The organism is Cohnella sp. LGH, assembly GCF_017671885.1.
Lineage (GTDB): Bacteria > Bacillota > Bacilli > Paenibacillales > Paenibacillaceae > Cohnella > Cohnella phaseoli.
In genome coordinates this window covers 6,850,187-6,869,981 of the sequence record NZ_CP072117.1, presented here as the reverse complement: position 1 = coordinate 6,869,981, position 19,795 = coordinate 6,850,187, and the positions used below count along the sequence as shown (strand labels likewise).

17 protein-coding genes are annotated in these 19,795 nt (G+C 52.8%); 3 read left to right on the top strand and 14 right to left on the bottom strand.

Annotated features, from left to right (window positions below; translation table 11 throughout):
* Positions 1-101: 101 nt before the first annotated feature.
* Both J4772_RS28485 and J4772_RS28480 read right to left on the bottom strand, forming a co-directional pair.
* Complete coding sequence (locus J4772_RS28485) at positions 102-455, bottom strand: hypothetical protein (RefSeq protein ID WP_209072462.1); 354 nt, start codon at positions 453-455, stop codon at positions 102-104.
* 300 nt (positions 456-755) lie between these two features.
* Positions 756-2,057, bottom strand: coding sequence for an alpha-glucosidase/alpha-galactosidase (locus tag J4772_RS28480; RefSeq protein ID WP_116065829.1), 1,302 nt, complete (start codon positions 2,055-2,057; stop codon positions 756-758).
* Positions 2,058-2,204: 147 nt separating this feature from the next.
* On the opposite strand from J4772_RS28480, the gene J4772_RS28475 reads away from it, so the two are divergent.
* From J4772_RS28475 to J4772_RS28465, 3 genes are all read left to right on the top strand, one after another.
* Entirely contained in the window at positions 2,205-3,077 is an 873-nt protein-coding gene (locus J4772_RS28475; RefSeq protein WP_116065828.1) for an AraC family transcriptional regulator, read from the top strand.
* A 100-nt stretch (positions 3,078-3,177) separates the two neighbouring features.
* Entirely contained in the window at positions 3,178-3,552 is a 375-nt protein-coding gene (locus tag J4772_RS28470) for a BlaI/MecI/CopY family transcriptional regulator (protein ID WP_209072461.1), read from the top strand.
* Between the two features lie 2 nt (positions 3,553-3,554).
* Entirely contained in the window at positions 3,555-5,096 is a 1,542-nt protein-coding gene (locus J4772_RS28465; protein WP_209072460.1) for a M23/M56 family metallopeptidase, read from the top strand.
* 369 nt (positions 5,097-5,465) lie between these two features.
* On the opposite strand, the gene gucD is transcribed toward J4772_RS28465, so the two are convergent.
* The 12 genes from gucD to J4772_RS28405 form a co-directional block, all read right to left on the bottom strand.
* Complete coding sequence (gene gucD, locus J4772_RS28460) at positions 5,466-6,923, bottom strand: alpha-ketoglutaric semialdehyde dehydrogenase GucD (protein ID WP_209072459.1); 1,458 nt, start codon at positions 6,921-6,923, stop codon at positions 5,466-5,468.
* 35 nt (positions 6,924-6,958) lie between these two features.
* The gene (locus J4772_RS28455; protein ID WP_209072458.1) at positions 6,959-7,897 is read right to left on the bottom strand and encodes a hypothetical protein; all 939 of its coding nucleotides are present in this window, start codon (positions 7,895-7,897) and stop codon (positions 6,959-6,961) included.
* Between the two features lie 65 nt (positions 7,898-7,962).
* On the bottom strand, positions 7,963-9,684 hold the full coding sequence (locus tag J4772_RS28450; RefSeq protein WP_209072457.1) for a dihydroxy-acid dehydratase: 1,722 nt from the start codon (positions 9,682-9,684) through the stop codon (positions 7,963-7,965).
* Between the two features lie 2 nt (positions 9,685-9,686).
* The gene (locus tag J4772_RS28445) at positions 9,687-10,667 is read right to left on the bottom strand and encodes an aldose 1-epimerase (protein ID WP_209072456.1); all 981 of its coding nucleotides are present in this window, start codon (positions 10,665-10,667) and stop codon (positions 9,687-9,689) included.
* Between the two features lie 13 nt (positions 10,668-10,680).
* Complete coding sequence (locus J4772_RS28440; RefSeq protein WP_209072455.1) at positions 10,681-12,027, bottom strand: family 4 glycosyl hydrolase; 1,347 nt, start codon at positions 12,025-12,027, stop codon at positions 10,681-10,683.
* 48 nt (positions 12,028-12,075) lie between these two features.
* Entirely contained in the window at positions 12,076-12,864 is a 789-nt protein-coding gene (locus J4772_RS28435) for an SDR family NAD(P)-dependent oxidoreductase (protein WP_209072454.1), read from the bottom strand.
* A 37-nt stretch (positions 12,865-12,901) separates the two neighbouring features.
* Positions 12,902-13,732 (bottom strand): carbohydrate ABC transporter permease, encoded by an 831-nt coding sequence (locus J4772_RS28430; RefSeq protein WP_209072453.1) that lies wholly within the window; start codon positions 13,730-13,732, stop codon positions 12,902-12,904.
* Positions 13,733-13,741: 9 nt separating this feature from the next.
* A complete protein-coding gene (locus tag J4772_RS28425) occupies positions 13,742-14,608 on the bottom strand; it encodes a carbohydrate ABC transporter permease (RefSeq protein ID WP_209072452.1) in 867 nt (288 codons plus the stop codon).
* A gap of 59 nt (positions 14,609-14,667) precedes the next feature.
* Complete coding sequence (locus J4772_RS28420; RefSeq protein ID WP_209072451.1) at positions 14,668-15,999, bottom strand: ABC transporter substrate-binding protein; 1,332 nt, start codon at positions 15,997-15,999, stop codon at positions 14,668-14,670.
* A gap of 182 nt (positions 16,000-16,181) precedes the next feature.
* Entirely contained in the window at positions 16,182-16,874 is a 693-nt protein-coding gene (locus tag J4772_RS28415) for a carbohydrate ABC transporter permease (RefSeq protein WP_371822767.1), read from the bottom strand.
* Positions 16,875-17,095: 221 nt separating this feature from the next.
* On the bottom strand, positions 17,096-17,950 hold the full coding sequence (locus J4772_RS28410) for an ABC transporter permease (RefSeq protein WP_209077494.1): 855 nt from the start codon (positions 17,948-17,950) through the stop codon (positions 17,096-17,098).
* Positions 17,951-18,043: 93 nt separating this feature from the next.
* Entirely contained in the window at positions 18,044-19,675 is a 1,632-nt protein-coding gene (locus J4772_RS28405; protein WP_209072449.1) for an extracellular solute-binding protein, read from the bottom strand.
* Positions 19,676-19,795: the final 120 nt, after the last annotated feature.

Sequence of the window (19,795 nt, the reverse complement as noted above, 5' to 3'; positions counted from 1 at the left end):
TTCTAGCACCGGCCGGGGAACGGTTCCTACGCGCATTCGGCTGCTCTTTTGCACGAATTGGGGATAACGGATCACAAAACGAAGGGGCCGTCCAGCCGATTCTAATCTTCCGGCATGTGCCAGCCCGTTTCCTCATCCCAGACGGCATCCGTATCATCCAGATGCACATGCCAATCCCCGTCAGAAATACATCTTCTAATATCCGTCAAACAGCCCAACCAATAAAACAGCGCATGCAATGTATCTTCAAAATTATCCGACAAGGGCAGCTTCGTCGAACCTGCAAAGATCACAGTCGGTTCATCCGGGTCATAGTCGTAAACACAAAATTCTTCTCCAATATCCTTCATTTCAAAACCTGCGTTGTAGTTATCAATGACGGCCGTTACCTCTTGCTCCTCACTGTTGGTGAGGCTGCGGTCTCTCTCACACGTGTAATACACAGAAACTCCCATACGGCATAGCTCCTTTTTCTCGGCATATTAGAACTAAAAGATTTCATTTACATTCACTTGGCGATTTCCACTTGAATTCCGCCCTATTTTACTTACATTTCATTCCTGGGGAAAGTATCCTAAGTCCTAAACCTCAACTCAACAAAAAGCCCCTCATCCAAGCGCAGCACTTAAAGTGTCCGGCTTCGATGAGGGGCTTCCCCGAAATCTATGCTTCTATAGGCTCACGTTTCAGATCTGTAAATCCTCGAATTTACCTGCCCGCTGCCTCATCCTTGTCCTTACGGACGATCAGGCCATTCACGCGAACTTCGGAAGCCAGTCGCCATGCGCTTCGATCAGATCGTCGCACAAGGAAACGATGTCGTCCAGCGACAGCTCGGCGGACGTATGCGGATCCAGCATGGCCGCGTGGTACACATGCTCTCTCTTGCCGGTGATCGCGGCTTCGATCGTCAACAGCTGGGTGTTGATGTTCGTGCGGTTAAGCGCAGCGAGTTGCGGCGGCAGGTTGCCGATGTAAGTCGGATTAACGCCGGAGCGATCAACGAGACAAGGCACTTCTACGCAAGCTTCGCGCGGCAGGTTGGAGATCAGTCCGCCAGTGTTCATAACGTTGCCGCCGATCTTGAACGGCACGTTCGTCTCGATCGCTTCCAGAATGTAGGAAGCATATTCGTGCGAGCGTTCGTGCGTGAGGCTCGCATCGCCCAGAAGCTCGCCGCGCATTTTCTCCCAGTTGGCGATCTGCTCGACGCAGCGGCGCGGATACTCGTCAAGCGGAATGTTGAAGCGTTCGATCAGCTCCGGGTAATTGCGCTTGATGAAGTACGGGTGATATTCGGCATTGTGCTCGGACGATTCCGTGATATAGTAGCCGAATTTCAGCATCAGCTCGAGGCGAACCATGTCGTGGTGCTTCTCCTTCTGCTTCTCGATCGCGCGACGTTTGATCTCCGGATACAGGTCGACGCCGTCCTTGGACACCTCAAGCAGCCAAGCCATATGGTTGATGCCGGCAATCTTCGATTTGACGCCCGTCGTGTCCATGCCGAGATTTTGGAACAAATCTTTAACGCACACTTGCACGCTGTGGCACAGACCGACCGTGTTTACGCCGCCGTAGGTGTTCATGACGTTCGTCAGCACAGCCATCGGGTTCGTATAGTTCAAGAACAGAGCGTCCGGGCAAACCTCGCGAATGTCCTTGGCAAAATCGAGCATAACCGGAATCGTGCGCAGGTTGCGGAAAATGCCGCCGATGCCGACCGTGTCCGCGATCGTCTGGCGCAGACCGTATTTCTTCGGCACCTCGAAGTCGGTAATCGTACAAGGATCGTAGCCGCCGACTTGAATCGCGTTAACGACGTATTTCGATCCGCGGAGCGCCTCTTTGCGATCGCTGTAGGACTTAATGACGCAGGTGCTTCCGGATGTCTTTTTGATGTTATTGAGAATGTTCTCCGAGTCCTTCAGACGAACGGGATCGATGTCGTAAAGAGCAATCTCGAAGCCTTGAAGAGCTGGCGTATGCATGACGTCTCCGAGCACGTTTTTGGCGAAAACCGTACTTCCTGCGCCGATAAAAGTAATTTTAGACAAGTTCGTAACCTCCGGTTGAATAAGATGATTGGCTACTCCCAATGTAATGCAAGCGCCCCCATAAGAGTATGGAGTCATCGCGCATCTATATGGACATTTGTCGTTTGTTTGCTATAGTTAAGAAAAAGCCCTGGCAGGTGATTCCCGTTGAATCCCGATCATGACGATTATTCCGTCGCCTTTAATCCTTCCCCTTCCGCAGCCGAGCTGACCGTGCTGTTCAGCGGCGAAGCTCAACCGATATCGCTGCATAAAATGGGACCGACTATCCACGATTATTACTTGATTCATACTGTGCTGTCCGGATACGGCGACTTTATGATCAGAGGAACCTCCTACCGCTGCGGTGCGGGCGATTCCTTCGTCATCTTTCCCGACGAGCTGTTCTGGTATCAGGCGGATGAAGCGTCGCCATGGCGTTACGCCTGGTTCGCCTTCAACGGTCCCGGAGCAGCAGCCGCCTTGGAGGCGATCGGCGTCTCCCCGGAATCCCCGGTCGTCCCCGGCAGCTTAAATCCGCACGTTCGCAACGCTTACGCGCAGCTTCGCCGCTGCTTCGATACTTCGCTTAGCCCGGAGCTATCCAACCTGGAAGCCGAAGGCTGGCTTCGCCTCCTGCTGCATCAGCTTGGCGCCGCCCGCGCCAAAAAGCGCCTTGCGGCTCCCGCGCCGGCGGACTCGGATCACGCCGTCAAGCAGGCGCTGCAATACTTGACGCTGCAGTTCGCCCAGCCGATTTCCGTCTCGCATATGGCGAGCATGTTCGGCTACCATCGCACCCATCTATGCAAGCTGTTCAAGCAAGCGACCGGCATGTCGCCGATGCAGTACCTGCTGCAAATTCGCATGCAGCGAGCCGAGCTGCTGCTCGCTTCGTCGATGACGATCGAGCAGGTCGCTTCGTCCGTCGGTTACGGGGACGCGCTTTATTTCTCCAAGAAGTTCCATGCCTGGAGCGGCTTCTCCCCTACGGAATATCGCAAACAGCTTCGCAAGGTTTCGGCGGATGGCGGCGAGTGACTTGACACAGACGGATTACAAATGTAATCTTTGTGTGTAGACTACAAGTGTAATCCATTGCGTTTTCTTTGCCGGCAATAAAATGAACGGAGGAACCGACATGGCCGAATCACCTCCTATTTCGGACGCGGAATGGGATATTATGCGAATCGTATGGCAATCGTCGCCATTGACGGCCGCCGACATCATCGCCCGCTTAAACGGAACGAAAGCCTGGAAGCCGAAGACGATCAAGACGCTTATTGGTCGGCTTGTTCAGAAAGGCGCTCTCGATTTTCATAAGGAAGGGCGGGAATATACTTACTTCCCGCTAGTGAACGAGGAAGAATGCGTTCGCGAAGCAAGCCGCTCCTTCCTCGACCGAATTTACGGAGGCGCGCTTAAACCGATGATGGTGCATTTCCTGGAATCCGAGAAGCTCACGCCCGAAGACATTAAAGAATTGAAAGATTTGCTCCGCGAAAAGGAGAAATGACGATGGAGGCTGCAGTCCGACTGTTCGGGCAAACGCTGGTCGGCTCGGCCGAAGCCGCGGCGCTCGCGCTTCTGATCGCGTTGACGCTGCGGCTTGGCCGCAAGACGCTACCGCCGCTCTGTAGCTACGCCCTGTGGTTCCTGCTGCTCGCGAAGCTGCTGATCCCGCTGCTGCCCGGAGATGTAGGGAGTCAGCTGCGCTGGCTCCCCGTCCCTGATGCGGTCGAAGCTAGAATGCCGGCTTTCGAGACAGTCGCGCCGTATGTCGGCGAGAGCTTGCAGGTCGGAAGGGGAGCGACCTCTGAGCCGGGACGCGTAGACAACGGAGCGTTGTCCAATATGATAAAACCCGCGAGGGACGGCAGTTGGGCGACGAACAGCTCTAGCCTTCAAATCGCGGCGGCCGTATGGTTGGCTGGGATCGCGGTCGCTCTTCTGTTCCCGTTGGCCGGACATCTCGCAATGCTTCGGGCGCTCAGACGGGAAAGCGACTGGACTGCCCCTGGCGAGCTGGAAAAAAGCTTCATGCGCATTCGCGCGAAGCTGGGCATCCGTGCCCGCGTCGAACTTCGGCTTACCCGTCAGGTGTCCGGTCCGGCTCTTTTCGGCCTATTTTCCCCTATTGTGCTAATTCCGCACGATTTGGTCGGCCGTCTGAGCGAAGCCGAATGGGAGTGCATCTTCAGGCATGAGCTGGCTCATCACAAGAGGAAGGATATTTGGGTCAATCTGCTGGCGTATTCGCTCGTTTCCGTGCATTGGTTTAATCCGCTAGCGTGGTACGGTTTAAAGAGTATGCGCGGCGATCAGGAGAATTCCTGCGACGCAACGGTGCTTAGCGGCATCGCGCCCAAGCAAGTCTATGCGTCCTGCATGATCAAGCTGCTAGAGCTTGGCGCTTCCAGAAAAGTCGCATTATCGGGAGTCGGTTTCTTCGGAAGTAAAAAAATGATCCTGAGGAGAATCGAGATGATCCGAGACTATAAACCCGCGCGAAGGAGAGCTACTATCGTCGGGGCGGCCGTATTCATTCTGGCCGGTGCTTTAATGCTGCCTTCCGCCCTCGCGGCGGACAAAAAAGGGCCGGCGACGAAGCAGCCGGTCGTTGAGGCTGTCGTCCAGAACGACGATGGCGCAGCGGATATCAAACTGCTGCTCAAGCTCCCCAAAGACGCTAAAATCAGCTCGCGCTACGGCAACCGCATCCACCCGGTAACATCCGAAAAAACGCTGCACGACGGCATCGACATCGCCGGCAAAGCGGGCTCCGATATTTTCGCGGCCGGCTCCGGCAAAGTGGTTGTAGCCGAATATGATACTGCCAAAGGTTTAACGGTCACCATTCAACACAATAAAGCGTGGAGCACGGAATACCGGCACATGGACAAGCTTGCCGTAGAAGCCGGGGACGAAGTGAAAAGCGGAGACCTGATCGGGCATTTGGGCAGTACCGGACAATCAACCGGTCCTCATCTGCATTTCTCCACTCTTAAGCAAGGAGAATACGTCGATCCCCTGTCCGTGACCGTTATCAAAACGAAATAACGAAGAAATTCGAGAAGGCAATGAATGCCGCCATCCGTGCTTCGTTTCCGTTAACCAGGCGAACGCCATCATAGCAATAAAATCACCAATTGTTACATCTTAACTAACAAGAAAAAGCTCACGCTATCTCAGCGTAAATTAGAAACTTACGGAACTCGTCGATTTCATCTCTAGGAACTCTCCGAATTTAATGCAAAGTTTTTTCATCTAAGGTTGAAATTTTTCAGGTAAAGTCATCTCATCCAATAATCGGAACTTCCACCCTATAGATAGCACAAATGCCGGGTGCACCAAAAGAAGGGCAGAGGTAATCTCTGCCCTCCACAACCGCACGAGGTTGTCTTCTCGTCATAGCTTATTAAATTCCTACTAAGCTTTCAAGAACACGGTTTTAATAGAAGTGAAAAACTCGATGGCCGCCTGCCCTTGCTCTCTCGAATGAGAACTGGATTGCTTCATTCCGCCGAAAGGAGCTTGCAGCTCGACGCCTGCCGTCTCCGCGTTAATGCGAACTAAACCTGCATCCATATCGGCGATAAAAGCGAGAATGTTCCCGATATTTTGCGTGAAAATGGAGGCGCTTAGTCCATATTCCACGTCGTTTGCAAGCGAGATCGCTTCCTCCAAATCATTGAAAGGGATAAGCGCCAGCACCGGCCCGAAGATTTCCTCTCGAGCGATCGTCATCTTCGAAGTCACCCCGTCGAATACGGTCGGCTGCACGTAATACCCGATCTTTAATTCCTCGTCGGCAGGGACGCCTCCCCCGCAAAGCAAGCTCGCGCCTTCCGCGATCCCCTTGTCGATGTAAGAGAGTACGGTATCGCGCTGTCTTTCGTTCGCGCAAGGCCCCATCCACGACGCGGAATCGTTTCCGTTCCCCAGCTTCAGCCGCTTCACTTGATCCACCAGCTTCGCACGGAAAGTTTCATAGACCGAAGCCTGTACGAGAATTCTGCTCGTCGCGGTACACTTCTGTCCGGTCGATTTCAATCCGCCGCTGATCGCCGCTTCCACCGCCAGATCGAGGTTCGCGTCTGCCGCGACGATAAGCGGGTTTTTCCCGCCCATCTCCAATTGATATTTCGCGCCGCGGAATAGAGCGGTTTGCCCGATCTGTTTCCCTACCTTGTTGGAGCCCGTAAAGGTGATGCCTTGAATATCGGGATGCCGCGCAATGCCTCCGCCGATCGTTGCTCCGTCTCCGGTGACCAAATTGATAACGCCTGGCGGAAGACCCGCTTCTTCAAAACAAGCCAGAAGCTTGGCAGCCGTTATGGACGTTTCGATCGCCGGCTTAATGACGACCGTATTCCCGTAGATAAGCGCCGGCGCCATTTTCCACATCGGGATCGCGACCGGGAAATTCCACGGCGTTATGACGCCTACGACCCCCAGAGGCACCCGAGTGGTGAACATCATGGCTTCATTGTCGGTCGAAGGAATCACGTCGCCGATCTTCCGCATGCCTTCCCCGGCATAATAACGGAGAATCGCCACGCCTCGAGCCGTTTCTCCTTTGCATTCGGCTAGGGTTTTGCCCATCTCGCGCATCATCGTTTCCGCAATATCGGCTAACCTCGCTTCCAACAGATTGGCCGCCTTGAACAGATAATCGCCGCGCGCCGCACCAGAGAGCTTACGCCATGCCCCCTTGGCACGATTGGCCGCGCTCACCGCAAGCTCGAGATCCTCTTCGCCGGAATCTTGCACGTAACCGACGATGTCGTTCGTATCCGCCGGATCAAGGCTCGCCGTTACCTTTCCCGTTACGGACGGAATCCATTTCCCGTCGATATAGTTCAGATAGATTTGCTCTGTCGTCATGTTTACCGTTCCCTTCATAAAGCTTGGTCGAAGCGTTAGTTCGCGGCAGCGGCAGGAATTCCCAAGCCTTTAGCAAATTTGCCGGATTGAATGGCACCGGAGTTATACCGCTCCAGCATTTGCAGACCCAGATGTGCTCTGTTCACTTTTTCCATGCATTGGATTCTGGCCACCTCTTGGTTATGCGCCCCTGCAGGGTATACGCTTGTCGCGTTGCGCAGACCGAATTTCAAGTAAACCGGCGAGGCGATTCTTACGATTTCCGGAATCTCGTAATTCCGAATAAATCCGCCCATATCGTCCGGAGACTCGATATAGAGATCAACGGGCGCGTCAACGACCGACCGAATCGACGACAATTGCGGAAGCGTAATATCTCCGGCCAAATTCAACGTATTGCCGCCAAGCTCCGTTATGATTTTCGCGCTTACCGGGTTCGTCGGACTCATCATCGCGGAGATCTTGACGACCAGGTCGGCCGGCAATTGTTCTTTGTTCTTGGCTTGATCGATCAGCGATACTAAGCCTTCGTCAGCGACAAGTACGCTGCGAATGCCTAGATCCGTCGCGCGAAATACGTCTTCCAACGCGTAGAGCAGTTGATCCATCCCCGCATGTCTTCCGCCAAGCACTTTACCGCTGGCGCTAAGAGCCATTCCGCCGATATCGAAGCTCATTCGAGGCCCGACGAAGAGGCACACTTCCATCCCTTCCGAATTCCCCATTTGCGCCATGTCGCGAATATCCGAATCGCTTAACAGCATGATGCCGCTGCCCTGAGAGACCCGGTTTACCGTTATCCCGAATTTCTTGGACTCCGCGATGACGCTTTCCAAGATAGCGGGCTCTTCCACGGATGGAATTTCCACCCGATAATGCGCGCCGTCTTCGAATCTCTTTTCGCTTGTCGGGAGCTGGTACTGATCTTTGCCCGGCAGGCCAAGACTGGCCGCGAATGCTTGTGCTCTACCCATCGCTATTCCTCCAAAGTCATCATCCGATAAAAAATGACTGACTGATTTTAACTATTCTCTACTAACTATCCTCTTCCCACGGTCGGTTCGACAAATGGAACTTCCTCTTCGGAGGCGGGACGCAGGTTGTCGAGATCGCAGCCTTCGTCGGCTTGCAAGACATGGTCCGCGTGCATCCGCATATATCCGCGCTTGTGTAAGCGAACAGGCGACCAGGCTTTCATTCGCTCGCGGATTTCTTCGTCGGTAAGCTCGACGTGAAGGGTTCCCCGCTCCAAATCGACCTCGATCCAATCCCCGCTTCGAATCGCCGCCAGCGGTCCTCCGAGCTGAGCTTCCGGAGAAACGTGAAGGATGTTGGTTCCGAAGCTTGTTCCGCTCATTCTCGCATCGCTAATTCTGACCATATCCCGCACGCCCAGCTTTAACAGCTTTTTCGGAATCGGCAGCGCTCCCCATTCGGGCATCCCGGCACCGACCGGACCGCAATTTCGCAGAACGAGCACCGACGTCTCGTCTACTTCCAGTTCTTCGCTATCTATTCGATCATGCATGTCTTCATAACTATCGAATACGATCGCTTGCCCCCTATGCTTCCCGTTGATAAACGAACTCGCGGAGCGTTTCAGGATCGCGCCGGATGGCGCCAAATTGCCCGTGAGCACGGCAAGGCCGACATCCGTTTTGAAGGGCTCGCCTAATGTGGAAATGATATCTTCGCGGTAAGAGGGAGCATCGCGATAGACGTCCTCAAGCGTAGTTCCCAACGCGGTAAGACGGGTCGCGTCCAATTGAGGCAGCAGCCTGCCGATCACGGCGCCAAGTCCGCCCGCTTCGAAAAAATCGTCCATGCTGTGCTCTCCGCTCGGCTGAAGATTAACCAGCAGCGGAATGCCCGTGGACAGTTCTTCATAACGCTTCAGGGGAATGCGAATGCCAAGGCGTCCCGCGATCGCGGTCAAATGGATAACCGCATTGGTGGAGCCCCCGATCGCCGCGAGCAGCTTGATCGCGTTATCGAATGAGGCTTCCGTCATCAGGCGGGACGGAGTCAGTCCCTCCTTAACCATCGCTACGATTCGTTTCCCCGTCTCTTCCGCCGCCCATTTGCGACCGGCATGGGTAGCCGGAATCGTGGAGGTGCCCGGGAGCATCATGCCGAGCATCTCGGACAAGCATTTCATGCTGGAGGAGGTCCCCATAACGGGACACCCTCCCTGCGTGCACGAAATGCATTTTTCCAGCTCCGTCCATTCCTCTTCGGTTAACAGTCCGGCATTGTAATCGTCCATTAAGCGCCACAGATCGGTACCGTAATTGACTTTCTTCCCGCGAAAAGTTCCGGAAGCCCGATGCCCGGCGGCCAGTTGAAGCGACGGGATATTGCTGCTGGCCGCGCCCATAAGCTGGGCGGGAGTCGTCTTGTCGCATTCGCAGAGCATGACCGCGCCGTCGATCGGCAATGCCCGTATGGATTCCTCCACGTCCATCGCCATCAAGTTCCGATAAGGCAGATCGGAGGGCTTCATAAAATCCGCGGGCGCGGTAATCGTGTGCATCTCCAGCGGATAACCTCCGGCGAGCAGCACCCCGCGTTTGACGAACTCGACTAATTCCTTGTGAGGCGCATTGCAGCTGTTCAAATCGCTCCACGAGTTGAAAATCCCGATAATGGGTTTGCCTACGAAGGATTCCGGGACATGCCCGTTCGCCCTCATGGCGGACAAATGCTGGAATCGCGTTTCTTTGGACGGATGTTTGAACCATCGATCGCTGCGCAAAGACATGTCTAGATCCCCTCTTCAATCCGAATTCGCGTTGTCGTCTGAACTTGTTCGCCGGGCCGAAGAACGCGGAAACCGGTCAAGTCCTCCGGCAGCTGCTGCAGATTAGGCGCATTCGTGATCCAAGTATACGGCTCCGGACAAAGATAACCTTGTTTGGAATCGTGATTGTAAACCACCCATTGTTTAAACTGCTCGTCGGCGCTATATACGACGCGAATTCCGGAGCCCAAATCCGTCAGCACCGCTTCGTTCGCTCCGGCATAGGCCGTTTGGAAAGCATCGTCCAGCGCGTGCCCGACAAGGCTTTTTCCCTCGCGCAATTGTTCCGAATACGGGATATCTACGAGCTTCCCGGTCGGCAGAAACCGTTCGTTCAGCTCCCATTGCTTATCCGCATTAAGCGCGAAACGGCACGACGCCAAATCCCCGGAACCGTTAAACGGGAAATTAAAGGTCGTATGATAACCGAGCCCCCAAGGAAAGGGAGCGCTATCCCGGCTGCTAACCGTCGCTTCGACGGTTAGCGACGTCCGCTCTAAAACGTACTGCATGCGAACGGTAAACAGATGAGGAAATTGCGCTAGAATCCCTTCGTGTTCCTCCGAATGAATAATCGTCTCCAACACGATTCGTTCTCCCTCGGCTTCGGCTCGCAGGAGCTTCCACGGCGCATCGAACAGCAAACCATGGGTATGATTGTGTTCCGAAGGGTCGTTAATGTTAAATCGATACTTCCTGCCGTCATACTCGAACCTGCCGTCGGCTATCCGATTCGGAGGGAATAGAATCGGCAGCCCGTACATGAACGGATCCGCTTCGTACTCTTCCCGACACTGCGGGAAACGCAGCAAATCAAGGTTTTTGCTTAGGGAGCGCAAAGACAATAAGTTGCTCCCCCATGACGGGACTAAAACGATTTCCAGCTCCTCGTTCCGCGCTCTTATCGCGGTTTCGCCGTAAAGGTCAAACCGTTCGATTACCATATCGCCAGCCCCTTCAATTGAAATGCCGTCTCATCGCGGCAAGGCTCGGCATTTGAAGGATCTCGTCCAACAGCGCCCGCGCCTGTTGTTCGGAACGGGTCCACGGATCCATTAGAATTAATTGAACAAGATGTTCATAGCTTCCGCTTTCGTAAGCTTGCAGCTCCATCTCGACGGGGGCGACGCGATCGCGCAGCGCATATTGAATGACGGGCTTAGGCAAGCCTTTGGTTTTAATGCCTTGAACGCCTATTCCGCTGACGTAACAAGGAATCTCCACCTGAAAATCCAGCGGAATGCCAGGCACGTAATTGCTGTCGTTCAAAATATTGAGGATCATCACCCTAGGAACATCGCACGCGATCGCTTCAATAAACGGGATCATCGGTTCCGTCGAATGTACCGGCGGGAAGCTATCCATCACTTTCTCGGCCGTATTCTCGGAAACTCTCCGTATTTTCTCGACGCCCGCAGCTCCGCCCGCGAAGTAAAGGTCGCGCCACCAGGCCTCGGGATCTTCCTTATAGAAGCGCTCCGTCTCTTCATCCGCGTGATGCCAGGCCGGCCAAGCGCCGCCTCCCGGATTTCCCGTATCGCCGATCGGGAATACGCCGAACTTCTTGTAAAGATCGAGCGCTTTGGGACCCAACCAATCGCAAGTCCCGCATTGCTCGATATAGGCCGCCGATTTTTCTTCTATCCAGCGATCCAGAATGGGAAACGCGTCTTCGCCTTTGTAGCGGAACTCCGTCAACCAGATGAAATGGTTGACGCCCGGAATCTCGTACGTGATATGTTTCGGGTCGAGCCCGATGACCTCGGCGACGGCCCGTATTCCGTTCGAACCGTGACAGAAGCCTGCCAGCTTGGCTTGCGGATACTTGCGCTGCAAATAGGTGACGCCGGCCATGACCGGATTGGATACGAGCATATACCAAGCATTCGGACAAATTTCCAGAATGTCTTGCATCACCGACTCCATCAATTGCAACTGGTCGAAATTGATCCAGAATCCTTCATCATGCATTACGTGGAGGCTTCCGCCAAAACGATATCCGTGCTTCCGCGCGATGTCCCATCCGTCTTTCAGACGTTGATGTCCTCCGATCAGCGCCGCGAGCATGACGAAGTCGGCTCCGCGAAGCGATTCTCTCCGATCCGTCGTTTTTTCCAGCACCAGCGAGATATTAGCCTCTTTGGCATACCGCTCGCAGAGCGAATAGGCGCTGTTCAGACGCTGCTCGTCGATGTCCATGAAGCTGATTACGCTGCCTTCAAGGGAAGGCGTAAGGCAAATATCTTTAATAAGGCTTAGGGAAAACATGGCCGAGCCGGCTCCGATAATACTGATTTTAGGCATGGGAAGTCCTCCGATTTATAAAGTCATTTTTATTAACGATCCTCGACATCAGATTGCGGCCGATGCCGCCCCATCGATGCTCAGATTAGAGCCGTTGACGACGACGGATTCATCCGAGGCCAGGAACAGTACGGCGTAGGCCACTTCGCGCGTCGTAGCCATTCTTCCGAGCGGCTGCTGCTGTTTGATAATCGGATACAATTTATCCATGCCTCCCAGGCTATCGGCAAGCCGGACGTTCATATCCGTTTCCACCCACCCCGGAGAAATGGCGTTGCAACGAATGCCTTTCTCGGCATACGAGACGGCGATTTCCTTCGTTAAGCCGATAATGCCCGCTTTAGAAGCGGAGTAGGCGGTATAACCCGGCTCCGTCAGCGAAGCCATCACGGACGACGTATTGATAATGGAGCCGCCGTTTCCTTTGAGCATCTCGGGAATCGCTTTTTTGCACATCAGGAACATCGATTTCAAGTTGACCTGCAACACTTCGTCCCACGTTTCTTCGGGATAATCCTGAATATCGCCGACCGGCATAATGCCTGCATTGTTGAACAAGATATCGAGCTGACCGTAGGCGTCGACTGCGCGGGCAACCGCGCGTTCCGCGGTTGCCATCAAGCCGACGTTCCCGCATACGATTTCGCAGCTTCCTCCCGCTTCGCGGATTTCCGCGGCGACTTCGTTCAGCTTTTCTTCCTGTAAGTCGACCAGCACAAGCTTCGCGCCCTCTTCGGCGAATAGCAGCGCGGTTCCTTTGCCGATTCCCGCTGCCGCCCCCGTTACGATGGCTACTTTGGAATCAAGGCGACCTTGCTTCGTGGGATTCGTACTCATGAGCATGACTTCCTTTCTTTCCCTCATTCGGTTTAGGTTATTTGACGGCTCCGATGACCAAGCCCTTGCGGATGAAACCTTGGAAAATAATATAAATGGCGATCGGCGGCAACGAAGCGAGCAGCAATCCGGACAGCAGCAGCGGATAATCCGAGCTGAACCTGTTGAGCACGGTCGCTACGGCCACGGTTACCGTCTTCAGATGATCGGACTGCAAATAGATCAGCGGGGTCAGCAGATCGTTCCACCAATTGGTCGCGTTAAAGATCGATACGGTGACCACGCCCGGCAGGCTCATGGGAAGAATGATTTTAATCATGGCCTGATGATATTTCGCGCCGTCCATTTTGATCGCTTCAAGCACTTCGTCGGGCATCCCCCTCATTAAGGAAGTGAGCAGGAATACCGTGCTCGGAATGGCGGAGACGGCCCAAATGACGACGACGGACACGATATGGTCGGTCCAGCCGATTCTGGACATCAACAAGTAGTTCGGAATGATAAAGGTGACGCCCGGGATCGTCATCGTGGCGATCATCGCGACGTAAAACCCGTTTCTGAACCTGAATTTCAATTTGGCGAAAGCGTATGCGGCCGGAACGGAGACGACGAGGCAAGCCACCATGCTCAACCCCACGTATAAGACCGTGTTGCCGAATAAGCGAACCAAGGAAAACCGATAAAACAAAGCTTTGAAATTATCGAAGTACCACGTTTCGGGAAGCGCGATCGGGTGTTTGATATACTCGATCGTCGGCTTCATGCTGCTGAACGCCATGTAAAAGAGAGGATACATGGACATAATGGCGATGAGGGCGAGAACGATAAAAATCAGCAATCTAATCACTTTTGTCGAGGCCGTTTTCATCTTGTCCTCCTACTGCTCCAAGCGCTTGGATATTTTCAACTGAATCCAGGTAATCAACATGACGATGAAGAACAGAAAAACCGAAAGCGCGCTCGCGTAGCCCATATTGCCGCTTCTGAAGGCTTGAATGTAAATCATGTAATCGATCGGCGTCGTTTCGTAACCCGGGCCCCCGCCCGTAATCGAATAAACGAGCCCGAACAGTCCCACGAACACGTAAATGACGTTAACGATCGTAAAATAAAAGATGGCCGGGTACAGAGACGGGATGACGATGTAAACCAGGCGCTGCCGCCAAGTCGTGCCGTCGATTTTCGCCGCATCGAACAATTCATTGGAGATGGAGGAAAGCCCCGATAGAAAGATAAGCGTGCCTTGACCAAGCGTTTGCCAGTAGAAACAAAGGATCAAGATCATAAATTCGGTCGGGACCGTATTCAACCAATCCACGGTAAAACGGCCAAGTCCGATATTTTCAAGAAGGGTATTCACGACGCCCCTGCCGGTAAACATGGATTTCGCCAAGAAGCCGATAACCACCGACGAGAGAATGGCCGGCAAATAATACACGGAACGGAAAAAGCGCCAGCCCCGAACCTCCTCGTGTAACAGGACCGATACCGTGAGCGAGATCAACAAGATGCCCGGAACGGATAATAAAAAGATCAAATTATTGCGCAACATGAGCGGCAAATCCCCGTTGCTTACGATGTTTTTGAAATTATCCAGCCCTATGAACGCGGAATTGACCCCGTCCCATTCCGTAAAGCTATGAAAGAACGTATTAAACATCGGATAGCCCACGAATATCGCCAATAGCAGAAAAGCCGGCAGCAAGGAGAACCAACCTACCCAGCGCTCTTGCTTAAGACTCATTCCCATCTTCCTCCTTGCCTTTTGTAAAGCGACCTCCCTTAGCGGGAGGTCATCTTGTCTTACTTGCTCTTGTTTTTCAGAAGCTCGTCGCGTTTCTGATCGATCTTCTTCATGAATTCTTCCGCCGTCATTTTCCCGCTGGACACCAAGGACTGCAGCGACATCATCTCGCTAGTCAGCTCGGCTGGGTAGACGTTGTCCGGCCAGAAAATCGTGCTCGGTTCGTTAGCCATATCCTGCATCGTCTTGACTAACGGATCGGATACGTATTCGTTCACGTCGACGTCGTTAACTACGGTAATCCGCGCTTCGCCCGACTTGATCTTGTTGATTTGTTCTTCTTTGCTCATCAGGAACTTGACGAATTCGGCCGCTTCTTTGGCGTGCTCGGAGTAATTCGTCACGACGAACGCCGCGCCGACGCCGCCGGGACCGCCATCGTGGATTTTGACGTCCTCGCTGAAATCCGGGATTTTCATAAAGCCGACGTTATCGCCCATCTCTTCGCTGAAGTTCGTGATGTCCGAGTTGGCCCCCACGCTCATGCCCAGTTGGCCTTGGATGAACAATTGGCGAATGGAATCGTCCGCAATGACCAGATCTTTGTCGAAGAGCTCATGCCAGCCCTTCATCACGTTCACCAGCTTCGGATCGGAGAAGTTAGACGTGCCTTTGACCAAGCTGTCCAGACCCGGGATATCTACCGTCTGGGCGATCCAGTAATCGGGCACATGGAGGAAGCTGTCTTTGAACAAGCCAAGCGGCGTCACGTTTTGCGCTTTGATCTTCTCGAGCATGGCCACGAATTGCTGGAAGTTTATCGGACGTTGCGCGACCGGATCGACTCCCGCGTCGGCAAAGATCTTTTTGTTGTACGCCAGGAGGAAGGTGCCGTCCGTCCCGAACGGAACGCCGTAGGCTTTGCCTTCGTTCGTGAAGTCTTCCGTGGTAGCACTCCAACCGACGATTCGAGCTCTTTCTTCGGCCGTGAAGTACGGGTCCATCGGCTCCAAAAACTGCTTAAAGCGGAGCATGTACGAACCGGACCAGAGTACGGTCAGGTCGGGGCCGTTCTTGGCGATGCTGGCCGTTTGGAACTTGGCGAACAGCTCGTCTCCCGATGGAACGTCCTGCACGTCGATTTTGATGTTCGGATGCAGCTTCTGATAACGTTCCACCGCTTGGGAAATATAGAAGTCTTCCTTTTTCTTGGCTTTGTTATTTTCGTCGATGGTGGCAAACCCCGAATTCCAGAATACGAGTTTGATTTGCTTCTCCCCGTTACCGCTGGAAGAAGCGCTTTCATTTGCGCCACTGCCGCACGCGTTAAGCACGAGTGCCAATACCATGATCAATGTTGCGGTTACAACCGACCCTCTTCTTAGTTTCATGGAAGCTTCCCTCTTTCGTAAGTTGATGTCTTGAAACCTAGTATAGAAGCTTATCTCGAGCAGATGAATGTCCTGAGCCAACCACTTGGTTTATCACTTTATATCCGTTGAGCAGCCGGTTTATCATTTTTATAAGACGGCATTGACATCTTTTAAACCGTTTTCATCTCCATCCTCGCTTTTTACCCCTTAACGCTTCCCATGACCAAGCCTTTGGTAAAATGCTTCTGCAAAAACGGATACACTATCAACACGGGTAAGGTCGCGACGAAAATCTGGGCGGCGCGGGTAGTCTGGTCCGAGATCAGCCGCATTGTCATTAAATCTTTAGAGGTAATCGTTTTGGCATCGTACGCGGTAATCGCTTTTTGCAAGAAGCTTTGCAAAGGATAGTTCTTGGGATGGTTCATGTACAATATGCCGTCGAACCACGAGTTCCAATGTCCCACGATGCAAAATAGCGCAATGGTCGCGATAGCGGGCGTCGCTAACGGCAGGACGACTCTGAACAAGCTGGTTAAGGGTCCTGCGCCGTCGATGCTTGCCGCCTCTTCCATCTCCGCGGGTAAATCGCGAATAAAATTCATCAACAAAATAACGGAAAAGACGGGGACCAAACCGGGCAACACCAAAACCCATAGATTGTTGACAAGACCGTATTTCATAAACGTCATGTACTCGGGGATAAGTCCGCCTCCAAAAAGCATCGGGATAAGCATGAAGTAAGTGTAAAACTCCCTCCCCTTGAACTTTTGGCTGCTTTTCGCCATCGGATACGCCGTGATAAACACAATAAACAACGTAAGCGGCACGGCGAGAGCCAGACGTTTGAGCGTAACGACGAATGCGTGCCAGAACGACGTGTTTTGTAGCACGTACTTATAAGACTCCAAGGTTGCATCTACCGGCCAGATCCCGACTTTCCCGCTGGAAGCAGCGAAAGAGGAGCTAAATGAAAGGGCGAGTATATGTACTAGAGGAAGGATGCATATTAACGAGATCAAGCTCAAAAAGATGAGATTGCACGCCATGAACGCTTTTCTCTGCCAACTGGTTTGTATTCCGTTCTTCGCCTTTGTTGTTTTCATGACGGCTCCTAAAAAATTTTATATTCGGTTAAGCGATAGGCCAGCCTATAGGAGATAACGATCAATACGAAGGAGACAATCGACTTGATCAGGCTCACGGCCGTCGATATCGAGAACAACATATCCTTGATCCCCAATCGGAAGACGAACGTGTCCAGGATATCTCCCGTTTCATACACGACCGGATTGTACAAATTATAAATTTGATCGAAACCGGCATCTAGGATGCTGCCGATGGAGAGCACCGTCATGAGCACCACGATATTGGTGATGCCTGGCAGCGTGATATGACGCATCTGCCGATAATAGTTGGCTCCATCCACTTTGGCCGCCTCGTATAAGGAAGGGTCTATGCTCGTAAGGGCCGCCAAATATACGATGGTCCCGAACCCGAAACTTTTCCAAGTATCGGTGATGATGATCACGTTGGGAAACCAACTTTTATCCCCCAAAAAGAAAATCGGGTCGATACCGAATATTTTCAACGCATGATTGACCAACCCGTTAGAAGGAGACAGGATCTCGATAAAAACGCCCGCCAATATGACCCAGCTCAGAAAATAAGGAAGATAGACGATGGTCTGTACCGAACGGACGAATAATCGATTACGCACCTCGTTCAGCAGCAGCGCGAACAGGATCGGCACCAGCAAACCGAGAATAATCTTCATGATGGAAATATAAAGCGTGTTGAACATGACCTGCTGAATGTTGTCCAGCGTGAAGAGACGTACGAAATTGTCAAACCCCACGAAACTCGAGCCGAAAATTCCGTCGGTCGGAGTAAAATCTTGAAAAGCCATGATAATGCCGAACATAGGCATGTAAGAAAACAGGATGAGGAAAACGCAAGCCGGAAACATAAGGCCATGATAGGTAAGCTGCGTTTTCAACACATACCGGTTTAAGCTTTTGCGCGGGAGCTGCGCTTGTCTCTGCTTCACGGTTGCACCTCTCTACTTATTCCCCTGTACGGATTCTCGCACTTCTTTTACAATCTGTCGGCCGCCGCTGGACTCCCAGTCTTTTACGAAATCATCGAAAGCATCGATCGGCGCTTCGCCCATAATGATCTTTACATAGGCTTCGAGCTGCTTCGTTTCAAGCACACCCCATTTCTTCTTCATCGTCTCCGTGCCGGTACTATAATATTGCTCCTGCAGGACCAGACCGTTTTTCATATAATCGTTCAGAATACCGCTTGCGCTATCGGGTCCGTACATTTTGTAGGTTATATAGTCGTCTTCGGTGGGATTCGCCATGTAACGCAACACGCCTTCGTAATACATTTCGTTGGAGGGAAACATTTCGCCCACGTCCTTGCCCGCCAGCTTCTCTAGTATTTTCAGGTGATACCCGATGTCCTCGTGGGCAAGCCACGGTTTGACTTGACTGAACTTGGCGGGCATTTCGCCTTTTTCGTTCTTGTGATATTTGAGGATATCTTCCTTGCTGCCATAGGCTTTCTCGAACCAGAGATTGAACATTCGAACAAGCGCTTCGGGATGCTCATACCCTTTGCGAACGACATAATATGTGTCCGGACCCGCAACTCCCATTACCTTGGCGTCGCCTCCGCCGGCACCGAAGATCTTGACGGGTACCCATTCGGCGCCCGTCTCGCGGTGAGAAGCCCCTAGCGGCCAATCGACCGCGTACCAAGGCAGCCAGGCCATGCCTGCTTTGTTGCCGTCGATTGCTTTGGTGAACTGGTTCCAATCATTGGCGCCAAACTCGCGATTGATCAAGCCTTCTTGAAAGGCTTTATTCATAAAGGAAAGCGCGGCTTTCGTTTCCGGCTGCGTGCCGCCGTACACGATTTCCCCTCCGGCATTTTTCACCCAAGACTTGGGATGCGACCCGAAGCTGTCGAACAATCCGATCAACTCATCCAATGTGTTGCTTGTCGTAAAGGCATAAGTGTCGTTCAGCCCGTTGCGATCGGGGTCGTCCTTTGTAAAAGCTCTCATGATCTTTTCCAGATCGTCGAAAGTTTTGGGAACTTCCAACTTCAAATTGTCCAACCAATCTTTGCGCAGCCAAGTGATAACTCCCGCGCTTTCCAGGTACCCCTGCGTAGCGGGCAGCGCGTACAGACTTCCATTGATTCGGGACATATCCATGCAAATGCCGCCGTCGGCGACAACATACTCTTTGGTTTTTGGACTCGCGTATTTTTCGAACGCCTCGGTCAAATCCGCGGCCAAACCCGATTTAACCAGCATTTCGAACTGTTTGCGGTTTACGGACATCAGATCGGGGATTTGACCCGATGCGATCTGCAAATTCAGTTTTTCTTCCAGCTGCGAGCTGCTTACGACGAACATATCTTCGAACTTGATCCCCAACTCGTCCCGATAGGCATCGATCCAAACATTGTCTTCTTCAGTTTGGCCGTCGATTTTCTCGCTGGAAGGGTCGGCCTCCGCGGTTCCCACCGTAAAGATAATATCGGGCTCGTATTTGCCCGTGGCCTCGTTCCAGCCGGGTACGCCCCCCTTGCTTTGGTCGTTGCCCGGCGAAACCGCGCAAGCCGTTAGAGAGAATAGCGACGCGGCTATGATCACGCTTACAAACGAACGTTTCATGGTTATCCTCCTTGTATACTCGTACAGGTCAATCGCTTTGGATTACCTTAATGGTAAGGCGTTTTCGAATCAGGCAGTAGTTACGATTCCTTTGTATTCCTGTCCTTTTCATTGGAAATT